Origin of the sequence: Pseudomonas palleroniana (assembly GCF_003031675.1) — a bacterium.
In the GTDB taxonomy this organism is placed as follows: domain Bacteria; phylum Pseudomonadota; class Gammaproteobacteria; order Pseudomonadales; family Pseudomonadaceae; genus Aquipseudomonas; species Aquipseudomonas palleroniana.
The window spans coordinates 32765-44977 of the sequence record NZ_PYWX01000039.1 but is presented as its reverse complement, the minus strand read 5'-3'; the positions used below and the strand labels follow the sequence as shown (position 1 = coordinate 44977).

The 12213-nt window shown below is 61.5% G+C and carries 12 protein-coding genes; 6 read left to right on the top strand and 6 right to left on the bottom strand.

Annotated features, from left to right (window positions below; all coding sequences use genetic code 11):
- Nucleotides 1-780 (bottom strand): IclR family transcriptional regulator, encoded by a 780-nt coding sequence (locus C9383_RS13955; protein WP_090366600.1) that lies wholly within the window; start codon nt 778-780, stop codon nt 1-3.
- Between the two features lie 119 nt (nt 781-899).
- On the opposite strand from C9383_RS13955, the gene hmgA reads away from it, so the two are divergent.
- The 4 genes from hmgA to C9383_RS13935 all read left to right on the top strand — a co-directional run bounded on the left by hmgA (nt 900) and on the right by C9383_RS13935 (nt 5750).
- Complete coding sequence (gene hmgA / locus C9383_RS13950; RefSeq protein ID WP_060753839.1) at nt 900-2183, top strand: homogentisate 1,2-dioxygenase; 1284 nt, start codon at nt 900-902, stop codon at nt 2181-2183.
- Between the two features lie 3 nt (nt 2184-2186).
- Nucleotides 2187-3473 carry a fumarylacetoacetase gene (gene fahA, locus C9383_RS13945; protein ID WP_090366598.1) on the top strand — a complete coding sequence of 429 codons (1287 nt, stop codon included), beginning with the start codon at nt 2187-2189 and terminating at the stop codon, nt 3471-3473.
- A 12-nt stretch (nt 3474-3485) separates the two neighbouring features.
- Complete coding sequence (gene maiA, locus C9383_RS13940) at nt 3486-4130, top strand: maleylacetoacetate isomerase (RefSeq protein ID WP_090366596.1); 645 nt, start codon at nt 3486-3488, stop codon at nt 4128-4130.
- 252 nt (nt 4131-4382) lie between these two features.
- Nucleotides 4383-5750, top strand: coding sequence for an MFS transporter (locus C9383_RS13935; protein ID WP_090366594.1), 1368 nt, complete (start codon nt 4383-4385; stop codon nt 5748-5750).
- Here C9383_RS13935 and C9383_RS13930 read toward each other — a convergent pair.
- Nucleotides 5747-6550 carry a SirB1 family protein gene (locus C9383_RS13930; RefSeq protein ID WP_090366592.1) on the bottom strand — a complete coding sequence of 268 codons (804 nt, stop codon included), beginning with the start codon at nt 6548-6550 and terminating at the stop codon, nt 5747-5749. The two genes, C9383_RS13935 and C9383_RS13930, sit on opposite strands and share 4 nt — an antisense overlap.
- A gap of 187 nt (nt 6551-6737) precedes the next feature.
- Between C9383_RS13930 and C9383_RS13925 the strand changes: the two genes are divergently transcribed.
- Nucleotides 6738-7757, top strand: coding sequence for a Leu/Phe/Val dehydrogenase (locus C9383_RS13925; protein WP_060753834.1), 1020 nt, complete (start codon nt 6738-6740; stop codon nt 7755-7757).
- Nucleotides 7758-7812: 55 nt separating this feature from the next.
- Here the strand turns inward: C9383_RS13925 and C9383_RS13920 are convergent, their stop codons facing one another.
- Nucleotides 7813-8073: a YebG family protein gene (locus tag C9383_RS13920; RefSeq protein ID WP_090366590.1), complete on the bottom strand. Its 261-nt coding sequence runs from the start codon at nt 8071-8073 to the stop codon at nt 7813-7815.
- Nucleotides 8074-8320: 247 nt separating this feature from the next.
- Here C9383_RS13920 and C9383_RS13915 point away from each other — a divergent pair, with 247 nt between their 5' ends.
- On the top strand, nt 8321-8809 hold the full coding sequence (locus C9383_RS13915; RefSeq protein WP_090366589.1) for a phosphate-starvation-inducible protein PsiE: 489 nt from the start codon (nt 8321-8323) through the stop codon (nt 8807-8809).
- On the opposite strand, the gene C9383_RS13910 is transcribed toward C9383_RS13915, so the two are convergent.
- The 3 genes from C9383_RS13910 to C9383_RS13900 form a co-directional block, all read right to left on the bottom strand.
- Nucleotides 8806-9123, bottom strand: coding sequence for a DUF3509 domain-containing protein (locus C9383_RS13910; protein WP_090366587.1), 318 nt, complete (start codon nt 9121-9123; stop codon nt 8806-8808). The genes C9383_RS13915 and C9383_RS13910 overlap by 4 nt on opposite strands.
- 300 nt (nt 9124-9423) lie before the next feature.
- On the bottom strand, nt 9424-10710 hold the full coding sequence (locus C9383_RS13905; RefSeq protein WP_090366585.1) for a serine/threonine transporter: 1287 nt from the start codon (nt 10708-10710) through the stop codon (nt 9424-9426).
- Between the two features lie 61 nt (nt 10711-10771).
- Nucleotides 10772-12148 (bottom strand): L-serine ammonia-lyase, encoded by a 1377-nt coding sequence (locus C9383_RS13900; protein WP_060755002.1) that lies wholly within the window; start codon nt 12146-12148, stop codon nt 10772-10774.
- Nucleotides 12149-12213: the final 65 nt, after the last annotated feature.

The following is a 12213-nucleotide window of genomic DNA, read 5'->3' as shown; positions in this document are numbered from 1 at the left end:
TCAGGGCTGATAGCCCATGCGCCAGCTTACGGCCCGGGTCGCTGCCAGCAACTGCTGCGCCGCCGGGCCATTTTCATCGGCGTGGAACAAGGAGGTGGGGCCGACTACGGTCATCACCGCCGCCACTTGCCCGACCGCGTTGAAGACCGGTGCCGACAACGCATCGACCCCAGGCATCAGCAAACCATGCACAAAATGCAGGCCACGGCTGCGAATCTGTTCGCACACGGCGGCGTAGGCCTTATCGTCGGCCAGGGCATGGGCGGTTCCGGCCTGAATCTCACGCTCGCGCAACTCCACGGTTTCCCGCGACGGCAAATAAGCGCTGAACACCAGGCCGGTGGACGAACTGAGCAGCGGTAATACCGAACCCAACTGCGTCACCACCGTGACGGCGCGCACCGCAGGCTCGATATGCACCACCGTTGCGCCTTGATTGCCCCACACTGCGAGAAAGCAGGTTTCATTCAATTCATCGCGCAGTTCCGCCAGGGGCATCGCGCCGACTTTCAACACGTCCATGCTGCCCAACGCAGCCAGGCCCACGCGCAACGCCTCGCGACCCAGGCCATAGTGGTTGGTGGCGGGGTTCTGTTCGGCAAAACCTGAGGCGATCAGCGCCTGCAAATAACGATGCACCTTGCTCGCGGGCATTTGCACGTGTTCGGCCAGGCGCGACAACGAGGTGGCCGGCGAGAGTTCGGCCAGGGCCTTGAGGATATCGGTGCCCACTTCGGCCGAGCGGACTTTCTGTTTTCCGGTGTCGCGGGGGGTATCCATGGAAGGGCAAGAATCCGAGAGATGAATGGGCGTCTTTATAGCTTGACGGTCGATAGTGATCAAATTACGTTATGCGTAAGTGAATTACGATAAAAACAATTCCGTACAGAGGATGTTCCATGAACCTCGAATACCAATCGGGCTTCGGCAATGAATTCGCCAGCGAGGCCCTGCCTGGTGCGCTACCCGTCGGACAGAACTCCCCGCAGAAAGCGCCTTATGGGCTGTATACCGAACTGTTCTCCGGCACCGCCTTCACCATGGCCCGCAGTGAAGCGCGCCGTACCTGGCTGTATCGCATTCAGCCATCGGCCAATCATCCGGCGTTTGTTAAGTTGGATCGGCAATTGGCCGGTGGGCCTCTGGGTGCGGTGACACCGAACCGCCTGCGTTGGAATCCGCTGGATGTTCCCAGCGAACCGACGGACTTTGTCGATGGGCTCGTGGGCATGGTTGCCAACTCGGGGTCGGAAAAACCCTCGGGCATCAGCATCTACCACTATTGTGCCAACCGCTCCATGGAGCGCGTGTTCTTCAATGCCGACGGCGAACTGTTGATCGTGCCCGAGCAGGGGCGCTTGCGCGTCGCCACCGAGCTGGGCGTGCTGGACGTGGAGCCGCTGGAAATCGTCGTGCTGCCACGCGGTCTGAAATTCCGTATCGAGCTGCTGGACGCCGAGGCGCGCGGCTACGTCGCCGAGAACCACGGCGCACCGCTGCGCCTGCCAGACCTGGGCCCTATAGGCAGCAACGGCCTGGCCAACCCGCGCGACTTCCTCACGCCGGTCGCGCACTACGAAGACCTCAAGCAACCGACCACCCTGGTGCAGAAGTTCCTCGGTGAACTGTGGGCCTGCGAGCTGGATCATTCGCCGCTGAACGTGGTCGCCTGGCACGGCAACAATGTGCCGTACAAATATGACCTGCGTCGCTTCAACACGATCGGCACTGTCAGTTTCGATCACCCGGACCCGTCGATTTTCACGGTGTTGACCTCGCCCACCAGCACCCACGGCCTGGCCAACCTCGACTTCGTGATCTTCCCACCGCGCTGGATGGTGGCCGAGAACACCTTCCGTCCGCCGTGGTTCCACCGCAACCTGATGAACGAATACATGGGCCTGATCCAAGGCGCCTACGACGCCAAGGCCGAAGGCTTCCTGCCCGGCGGTGCGTCGTTGCACAGCTGCATGAGTGCCCATGGTCCGGATGGCGAGACCTGCACCAAAGCGATCAATGTGGAGCTGGCGCCACACAAAATCGATAACACCATGGCCTTCATGTTCGAGACCAGCCAAGTGCTGCGTCCCACACAGTTCGCCCTTGAATGCCCACAACTGCAAAACACTTATGACGCGTGCTGGGCCTCGTTGCCCGCCACCTTCAACCCGAACCGGAGATAACCCATGACTCATCCAACGCTAACCCGCAGCTGGGTGGCCTCCGCCAACGGTCACCGCGATTTTCCCCTGCAAAACCTGCCGCTGGGGGTGTTCAGCATCAAGGGCTCGGCACCGCGCAGCGGCGTGGCGATTGGTGACTCGATTCTCGACCTGTTTGCCGCCTTGGACGCGTTCGAGGGTGAGGCTCGCCGCGCCGTGGAAGCCACCGCCGGCGGTCAGTTGAATGCCTTTTTCGAACTCGGCCGTGGCCCGCGCGTGGCCCTGCGCGAACGCCTGCTGGAACTGCTGGCCGAAGGCAGCCAACTGCAAACCCGCGAGGCTCAAGTGCTGCACCGCGCCGCCGATTGCCAGATGCACGTGCCGGCGAAAATCAGCGACTACACCGACTTCTATGTCGGCATCGAACACGCGCAGAACGTCGGCAAACTCTTCCGCCCCGACAACCCCTTGCTGCCGAACTACAAGTACGTGCCGATCGGCTACCACGGGCGCGCCTCGACCATTCGCCCATCGGGCACCGATGTCCGTCGCCCCAAGGGCCAGACGCTGCCGGCCGGTCAGGCCGAGCCGAGCTTCGGCCCGTGCGCACGCCTGGACTACGAATTGGAGCTGGGCATCTGGATCGGCCCGGGCAACGCCATGGGCGACGCGATTGCCATTGGCGACGCGGCCGAGCATATCGCCGGTTTCTGCCTGCTCAACGACTGGTCGGCGCGGGATATCCAGGCTTGGGAGTACCAGCCGCTGGGGCCGTTCCTGTCCAAGAGCTTTATCACCAGCATCTCGCCCTGGGTGGTTACGGCTGAAGCGCTGGAGCCGTTCCGCAAGGCGCAAGCGCCGCGTCCCGAAGGTGACCCGCAGCCGCTGTCTTACCTGCTGGACAAGCGTGACCAGAACGCAGGTGCCTTGGATATCGAACTGGAAGTCCTGCTGACCACCGCTTCGATGCGTGAGCAGAACCTGCCGGCTCATCGCCTGACGCTGAGCAACACCCTGCACATGTACTGGACCGCGGCGCAAATGGTTGCCCACCACAGCAGCAACGGCTGCCAGTTGCAGGCCGGAGATCTATTCGGCTCGGGCACCTTGTCCGGGCCGCAGCCGGGGCAGTTCGGCAGCCTGCTGGAAATCACCGAAGGCGGAAAAAAACCGATTGAACTGCCGAGTGGCGAGGTGCGCAAGTTCCTTGAGGACGGCGACGAAATCATCCTGCGTGCCCGTTGCAGCCGCGAAGGGTTTGCCTCCATCGGCTTCGGCGAGTGCCGTGGCACCGTGGTCGCGGCACACTGAGAGGGACGGGCGATGGATCTCTATACCTACTACCGCTCTACCGCGTCGTATCGGGTGCGTATCGCGCTGGCGCTCAAGGGGCTGGATTTCAGCGCCGTGCCGGTCAACCTGCTGGTTCCGGCGGGCGGCGCCAACCGCCAGCCTGACTACCTGGCGATCAACCCGCAAGGCCGCGTGCCTGCGTTGCGTACTGATGACGGGGCGTTGCTGATCCAGTCGCAGGCGATCATCGAGTATCTGGAGGAACGTTATCCACAGGTGCCGCTGCTCTCCAAAGACCTGGCCGCCCGTGCCCATGAGCGGGCGGTTGCCTCGATCATCGCCTGCGATATCCACCCATTGCACAACTCCAGCACCCAGAACCTGTTGCGAAAGTGGGGGCATGATGAGGCGCAGTTGCTGGAATGGATCGGCCATTGGATCAGCCAGGGCCTGGGCGCGGTGGAGCAACTGATTGGCGATAAAGGCTTTTGCTTTGGCGAGCAGCCGGGGATGGCGGATGCGTTCCTGATTCCCCAGTTGTACGCGGCGCAACGTTTCAAGGTGCCGTTGGCGGCGTACCCGCGTATCGGGCGGGTGGCAGCCTTGGCGGCCCGGCATCCGGCGTTTGTGCAAGCGCATCCGGCTAATCAGCCGGATACCCCTGATACACCCTGAATGAATGTGGGAGGGGGGCTCGCCCTAATGCCTGTCAGTTAAGCGATAAAGCGGGCGATGGATAAATTGTGGGAGGGGGCTTGCTCCCGATAGGCCGCGCAGCGGCCTCAAAAATGGGCCTGCTACGCAGTCCATCGGGAGCAAGCCCCCTCCCACAATGACCGAGTTAAGCCTTAACTGACTGGCATTAGGGCTCGCGCCCTTCCACATTGGGTCGAAGTTGCCCACATAAAAAAATAAAGGGACCTTGCGATGCACAATCAGATTGCCAGCTTTCGTGCGGCACTCGATGCCCGTCCGGTGTCGAACTATCAGTGGTTGATTCTCCTGCTGCTGGCGCTGTTGCTGGTGACCGACGGCTACGACGCTCAGGTGTTGGGTTACGTGGTACCGGCCTTGGCCAAGGATTGGGGCTTGGAAAAAGCTGCGTTCGGCCCGGTATTCAGTGCCAACCTGTTGGGCCTGACGTTGGGCTCGCTGCTGGTGACGCCGCTGGCCGACCGGTTTGGCGTGCGGCGCATCCTGCTGGGTTGCGTGCTGATCTACGCCAGCCTCACGGTGTTGATGGTGTTTGCCAACTCCCTGACGACGCTGATGGCCGCGCGCTTTATCTGCGGGATTGGCATGGGCGGTGCGATGCCGAGTGCCATGGCGTTGATGTCGGAATACTCCCCACCCCGTTTGCGCACCTTGATGGTGACGTTGGCCGCGTGCGGTTTTTCGTTCGGCGGCGCGGCGGGTGGGTTCGTTGCGGCGGGGTTTATCGAAGGCTTTGGCTGGCAGGCGGTGTTCCTGGCGGGCGGCGTCACGCCGTTGCTGCTGTTCCCCTTCCTGGTGTGGCTGCTGCCCGAATCCCTGCCGCGCCTGTTGCGTGACGCACCGCCCTATGCGCGCTTGCAAAAGGTCACGGCGCGCATGCTGCCCGGCTGGCAGCCACCACTGGCCAGCGCGGCCGAAAGCCAGCGGGAGGAGGGGAGCAAGCTGACGGTGCTGGAGTTGTTCCGCAACGGCTATGCGCGCCCGACCCTGCTGCTCTGGGCGACCTTTTTTGTCAGCTTGATCCTCTTGTACTTCATGATCAGTTGGCTGCCGTCGCTGCTGCTGGAAAGTGGCCTGGCCTTGAAAGAAGCCAATCTGGTGACGTCGATGTTCCTGTTTGCCGGCACCCTGGGTGCCATCGGCATGGCCTGGTTCGCCGACCGCCTGAAAAGCAAGGTGCGGCTGTTGTCCGGCGTATTGGCGGCGGCTGCGCTGTGCACCGTCCTGTTGGGGCTGAACCATGCCAACCCGCGTTATCTGGTGGCCTGCGTGTTCGCCGCCGGTTTCTGCATCATCGGCGGGCAACTGACGCTCAATGCCTTCGCCAGCAACTTCTACCCGGCCCATGTGCGTGCTACCGGCACCGGCTGGGCCTTGGGGGTGGGACGATTCGGCTCGATCCTGGGGCCGCTGTTCGGCAGCCTGCTGTTGGCGATGCATATTCCGGTACAGCAGATTTTCTTCTTCTGCGCGATTCCGGCGGTGATCGCCGCGTTGCTGATCATTCAGGTACGTTCGCCTGTCGTCAGCGTGCCCAAGAGCCCGTTGCAGACGGATATCCTCAAGGCACCGGGGGCTTAATGCACCACCGTGTTGGGCGGCAGATGCCCCAGCCGCTCGGTCAGGCGCAGGCGCTGGATCGGGTCTTCGCTGAGCAGCAGGGCATGTTCCAGGTCAAAGCGCTCGGCATTCGGGCAGTCCAGGCGCTGATACAGGCTGGCCCGGGCCAGGTAGTCGGCGGCGCTGGCATTGCCCAGTTCCAGCACGCGCTCGGCATCGATCAAGGCGTCGAGCGGGGCATCATTGGAGAGGTGCAGCTGGCGCAGGTTGCGTGACAGCCGTTGCAGGATCGAGCGTGGTTCAGCGGTGTTCAGGTGTTCAGCCTGCAACTTGAGATTCGGCCCATATTGACGTTGCAGCAGTTCGCGGCAGTCATTGGGGTACAGACGCCGACCGCCACAGGGGTCCAGCAGATGGTCGGCGCCGGGCACCCGCAACAGAAAATGCCCCGGGAAATTCACGCCCACCAAGGGGATGTCCAGGCGTCGCGCGATTTCCAGTGCGATCAGCGCCATGGCCAAGGGTTGCCCGCGCTTGCGTTGCAGTACCTTGTCCAGCAGGGCGGCGGCGGGGCGCAGCGGGGTGAATTCGTCCTGGGCGAATCCCAGGTCGTTCAAGCGCCGCAACAGGGGTTGACCCAGTTCGTCAGCGGGTAACATGGGCATGCCCAGCGCGACCTGTTGTTGCAGCACGGTGACGTCTTGCAGGATGAGCAACGGCTGCACGGCGGGATCGTGCTCGGCGGCAATCCACAACGCCGCTTCAAACAGCGCGGGGGGAGAGCGGTCCAGGCAGGCGAAAAAGGCTTGGCGGGGATTCATTGCTTTCTCCGGCGGATGCCCTCGTTTTAGCCTTGCTGTGAATTTTCGTCCAGCGTCTTGAGAAATATCCTACTGTCTTATGTCTTAGGGCCTGCAAAACCGTGAGCCTTATTCCAGTGCAGTCCAGCATTTTTCTACCGCAAGCCTATACTTGGGCCACTACCAGAAGTGATTCGGGAGCTCATTGATGTTTGCGCTCATGCACAGCACCCGCCTTGAATCGCTGCACCTGAGCGTCGACCCGGTGACCGGTCTGAAGGCGATCATCGCCATCCACAACAGTCGCCTGGGGCCGGCCTTGGGCGGCTGTCGTTACCTGACGTACCCCGACGATCAAAGTGCCGTGGCGGATGCCGCGCGCCTGGCCCAAGGCATGAGCTACAAAGCCGCCCTGGCCGGCCTGCCGGTAGGCGGCGGTACGGCGGTGATCATCCGCCCCGTGCACGTGGAAAGCCGCGCCGCCTTGTTCGAAGCCTTTGGCCGCTGCATCGAAAAACTCGACGGCCGCTTCATTACCGCCATCGACAGCGGCACCTCGGTTGCCGATATGGACTGCATTGCCCAGCACACGCGCTTCGTCACCAGCACCACCGCCGCCGGCGACCCCGCGCCGCACGCGGCCATGGGAGTGTTTACCGGTATCCGCACCACCGCCATGGCCCGCCTGGGCAGCGATAACCTCGAAGGCTTGCGCGTGGCGGTGCAAGGGCTGGGCAACGTGGGGTATGCCTTGGCCGAGCAACTGCACGCGGCCGGTGCCGAGCTGTTGGTCAGCGACATCGATCATGGCAAGGTCCAACTGGCCATGGAACAACTTGGCGCGCACCCCATCGCCAACGATGCCTTGCTCAGCACCCCTTGCGATATTCTCGCGCCCTGCGGCGTCGGCGCGGTGTTCAATCGCCATACGGTTGGCCAACTGCGTTGCGCCGCTGTGGCCGGTTCCGCCAGCGCGCAACTGACCAACCTGGAGATCGCCGACCAACTGGAAGGGCGAGGCATCCTCTACGCCCCCGACTACGTGATCAACTCCGGCGGCCTGATCTACGTCGCTCTCAAGCACCACGGCGCCGAGTTGGCGGATATCACGGCCCATCTGTCAAACATAGGCAGGCGCCTGACCGAAATCTTCGCCCACGCCCAAGCCGAAAAACGTTCCCCGGCACGGGTTGCCGATGAGCTGGCCGAGCGTCTGCTGTATAAATAGCCCAGGCATTAAAAAGGCCCTGAGCCAGTGACTCAGGGCCTGTTCAATTCGGACTTCATTCCGTTGCAGGGTTCAGCAACTCGGACAGTGCATCCGGCTGGCTCTTGAACGCCTTGGCAAACACATCGCGGTTCTTCGCCATGTAGATCCCGGCTTCTTCCACTTGCTGCTCGCTCAGGGACGGCACGGCCTTTTGCAACACTTCTGCGAGCAACTCAGCGAGTTCAAGCATCTTGTCATGACGGTCAGCTTCGGCTTTATCCATGAACAAACGCTCCAGATCTCGGCTGCTGCGGTATACCACTTCGACGGCCATTCACCACCTCACATGCCTTCACGATAGTTGTCTATTGCGACTACTGTATTTATATACAGCTAAAGGTTAAGCCAAACCGTGGGGTTTGGGTAGCAGTTTTTTAATGTAGCCCGAAAAGCCAGGTTTGCAGTGCCTCATATCACGCCGCCATCATCTTATAGCTGCCGCTGGCCTTTTTTCTGCATGCAGAACAACCGTCACGTTCAACTCGCATTATCCGGTCGAGCCGACCTAAGGAAACATCATCGTGAAAATCAACTGGGCTGAAAGGCTGCGCCAGAACGTCCATGGGCTGGCCGAATCCCTGGGCAACCTGTTTGTCGAGACATTCCATTACCTGGCGTTGTTCGCCATTGGTGCGGTGACCGCCTGGGCGGCGGTGATGGAGTTTCTCGGGATGTTGGAGAACGGGCATATCAAGATCGATGACATCTTGCTGCTGTTCATCTACCTGGAATTGGGCGCGATGGTCGGGATCTATTTCAAGACCAACCACATGCCGGTGCGCTTCCTGATCTACGTGGCGATCACTGCGCTGACGCGCCTGTTGATCTCCAACGTATCGCACCACAACCCGCCGGACATCGGCATCATCTACCTGTGCGGCGGTATTCTGCTGTTGGCGTTTTCGATCATGGTCGTTCGATATGCCTCGTCGGCATTCCCGTCGGTGAAGGTTGAAGGCCCGCGTCACAAAGGCGAGGCGAGCCAGGAAACCGAGAAGGGCGAACTCTAGAGCCCGACGCTGAAGGGCAGGGGACGGGCGGGCGGGCGCTGCAGAAGTTTGTGGCTGTCGCCGTCCGTCATCATCGCCAGGATCTCCATGGCGCTATGGCCCTGCTCTATGGCAATGCCGAACTGAATGCTTTGCACCAGCCGCTTGAGCCGCTGCGGATCGTTGCGTTGTTCGGCACTGATCATGCGTTTGGCCACCACGCCCGTTTCGTTCGAGAGGGTGAGCATGATGCTGCCGTCGAGCCGTTGGATGCTCAGGTTGACGCGGTAATCGGGGCTGAAAGTGTCCGTGATGATCTGAAAAGGATTGTCCATGGTGCGTTACCGCCTGATAGGAACATGCAGTCATTGACGACCGGTGTCGGGAATAGTTCGCGTTGCCTGACCACCGGCCACTCCGTCGCTGAGGTTTTACAAAATCCGTTTACCTCATGAGCTGTACAGCAAAGGGCGTGCCGTACAGCGATCTGACAAACAATGCGGTCCTTATGTGGGAGGGGGCTTGCTCCCGATGGCGGTCATTCAGCCGAGTATTTATTGGCTGACACACCGCTCATCGGGAGCAAGCCCCCTCCCACAGTCATCTAGGGGTGTCTTTGAGAGCGGTGACCTGTTTCAGGGCAGTACCGAGAAAACGATCGCCGAAAGCGCAATCAACCCGATCACCACCACAAACCCATTCGACAACTGGCCCGAATACTGGCGCAGAGAGGGTACGCGGCGGATCGCGTACATCGGCATCAGGAACAACAGGCAGGCAATGATCGGTCCACCCATGGTTTCGATCATGCCCAGGATGCTGGGGTTGAAGGTCGCCACGGCCCAGCAGGTCAGTACCATGAACACTGCGGTGCAACGTTCCAGCGCCTTGGACGACATCGAACGGTTACGCCCGCGCAAGGATTTGACGATCAGGCCCTGGAAGCCTTCACTGGCACCGATGTAGTGGCCCAGGAAGGATTTGGTGATCGCCACCAGCGCAATCAACGGCGCGGCGTAGGCGATGACCGGCGTTTGGAAATGGTTGGCCAGGTACGACAGGATCGAAATGTTCTGCGCCTTGGCGGCCGCCAGGTCGGCCGGCGACAGAGCCAGCACGCAGCTGAAGCAGAAGAACATCACTGTCAGCACCATCATGCCGTGGGCGGTGGCGAGGATCCCGCCGCTTTTGCGCTCGGCCTGGGCGCCATAGACGCGCTTTTGATCAACGGCAAACGCGGAAATGATCGGTGAGTGGTTGAAGGAAAACACCATCACCGGAATCGCCAGCCACAGGGTCTTGAAGAACAGCGGCATTGGCATGCCATCCCCGGCCGAGGCGAAAAACGCGCCGTTCCAGTTGGGGATCAGGCTGAACGCGAGCAGCAACAGCGCGGCGACAAAGGGGTACACCAGCACGCTCATGGCTTTGACGATCACGCCTTGGCCGCAGCGCACAATGGCCATCAGGCCGAGGATCAGCACCAGTGACAGGACTGCCCGCGGTGGTGGCGTCATGTGCAACTGGTGCTCCATGAAGCTGCCGAGGGTGTTGGTCAGCGCCACGCTGTACACCAGCAAAATCGGGAAAATCGCAAAGAAATACAGCAGGGTGATCAGCTTGCCCGCGCCGACGCCGAAATGTTCTTCGACAACTTCGGTGATGTCGCCGGATTTGCCCGACAACACAAAGCGCGTCAGCCCACGGTGGGCGAAGAAGGTCATCGGGAACGCCAGCAGCGCCAGCACGATCAGCGGCCAGAAGCCGCCGACGCCCGCGTTGATCGGCAGGAACAAGGTGCCCGCGCCGATGGCGGTGCCGTAAAGGCCGAGCATCCAGGTGGTGTCGTGTTGCGTCCAGCCGCTGGTCACGGTTGTTTCTACGGCAGGGTTTTCTACGGCAGGTGTACGTACATCGGTCATCGATATTGCCTCGTTATTATTTTTGCGCGGGCTCACGTTGGGGCGGGTAGCAGTGCTCCGATCAGCACTCCACCCAGCTGACCGCCAGGCCGCCCCGTGAAGTTTCTTTGTATTTGTCATGCATATCGGCACCGGTATCGCGCATGGTGCGGATCACCCGGTCGAGGGAGATGAAGTGTTTGCCGTCGCCGCGCAGGGCCATTTGCGTGGCGTTGATCGCCTTCACGGCAGCGATGGCGTTGCGCTCGATACAGGGGACTTGCACCAGGCCACCGACCGGGTCGCAGGTCAGGCCCAGGTTATGCTCCAGGCCGATTTCGGCGGCGTTTTCCAGTTGCTCGGGGGTGGCGCCGAGGATCTCGGCCAACCCGGCGGCGGCCATGGCGCAGGCTGAGCCGACTTCGCCCTGGCAGCCGACTTCGGCGCCCGAGATCGAGGCGTTTTTCTTGCACAGAATGCCGACAGCGGCGGCGGCCAGGAAGAAATTGACCACATCGTCGTCAGACGCGTTGGCATTGAACTTCATGTAGTAATGCAACACCGCCGGGATGATCCCCGCCGCGCCATTGGTCGGCGCCGTGACCATGCGCCCGCCGGCGGCGTTTTCTTCGTTGACGGCGAGGGCGAACAGGTTGACCCATTCCATAGCGGACAGGGTCGAGGTGATGACATTCGGTTTGCCGATTTCCAGCAGGTTGCGGTGCAATTTCGCGGCGCGACGCGGCACATCCAGGCCACCCGGCAAAATGCCTTCGTCGCGCAGGCCCTGTTCTACGCATTCGCGCATTACCGACCAGATATGCAGCAGGCCGCTGCGGATCGCTTCGTCGCTGCGCCACGCCCGTTCATTGGCCATCATCAGTTCCGAAACCCGCAGGCCGTGCTTGTTGCACAGGGCCAGCAGTTCGACCGCGCTGGAAAAGTCGTAGGGCAATTGCACATCGCTGGTCGGTGCAGTGCCCGAAGCCGCTTCAGCCGCGTCGATGATGAAGCCGCCGCCCACCGAATAATAGGTTTGCTCGCTCAGCAGGCCGGTTTCACCGTAGGCGTGCAGCGACATGGCATTGGGGTGATAAGGCAGGCTTTCGTCCAGCAGCAGGAGATCGGAGTGCCAATTGAAGGCAATGTCCTGGGTGCCGGCGAGCAGCAGCCGGCCGGACTCGCGCAACTGTTGGATGCGCGCGTTGATCGAGGTCGGGTCGACCTGGTCGGGCCATTCGCCCATCAGGCCCATGACACAGGCGCGGTCGGTGGCGTGGCCCACGCCGGTGGCGGACAGCGAGCCGTACAGGCGCACTTCGACCCGGCGTGTGGCGCTCAGTAACTGTTGGTCGACCAGTGCCTGGGCGAAGCTCGCCGCTGCCCGCATAGGGCCGACGGTGTGAGAGCTGGAGGGGCCGATACCGACTTTGAATAGATCGAAAACACTGATAGCCATGCTAAAGCCTTACAAGCAATGGAGTAGGAATCGCTGCCATTTTTGTAGGCCGAGCGCAATTGGCG

Excerpts from the sequence above, each read along its gene's own strand:
- maiA (WP_090366596.1), top strand. The coding sequence starts at position 3,486 with ATGGATCTCTATACCTACTACCGCTCTACCGCGTCGTATCGGGTGCGT.
- fahA (WP_090366598.1), top strand. The coding sequence starts at position 2,187 with ATGACTCATCCAACGCTAACCCGCAGCTGGGTGGCCTCCGCCAACGGT.
- C9383_RS13910 (WP_090366587.1), bottom strand. The coding sequence starts at position 9,123 with ATGGACAATCCTTTTCAGATCATCACGGACACTTTCAGCCCCGATTAC.
- C9383_RS13905 (WP_090366585.1), bottom strand. The coding sequence starts at position 10,710 with ATGACCGATGTACGTACACCTGCCGTAGAAAACCCTGCCGTAGAAACA.
- C9383_RS13935 (WP_090366594.1), top strand. The coding sequence starts at position 4,383 with ATGCACAATCAGATTGCCAGCTTTCGTGCGGCACTCGATGCCCGTCCG.
- C9383_RS13925 (WP_060753834.1), top strand. The coding sequence starts at position 6,738 with ATGTTTGCGCTCATGCACAGCACCCGCCTTGAATCGCTGCACCTGAGC.
- hmgA (WP_060753839.1), top strand. The coding sequence starts at position 900 with ATGAACCTCGAATACCAATCGGGCTTCGGCAATGAATTCGCCAGCGAG.
- C9383_RS13900 (WP_060755002.1), bottom strand. The coding sequence starts at position 12,148 with ATGGCTATCAGTGTTTTCGATCTATTCAAAGTCGGTATCGGCCCCTCC.
- C9383_RS13930 (WP_090366592.1), bottom strand. The coding sequence starts at position 6,550 with ATGAATCCCCGCCAAGCCTTTTTCGCCTGCCTGGACCGCTCTCCCCCC.
- C9383_RS13920 (WP_090366590.1), bottom strand. The coding sequence starts at position 8,073 with ATGGCCGTCGAAGTGGTATACCGCAGCAGCCGAGATCTGGAGCGTTTG.
- C9383_RS13955 (WP_090366600.1), bottom strand. The coding sequence starts at position 780 with ATGGATACCCCCCGCGACACCGGAAAACAGAAAGTCCGCTCGGCCGAA.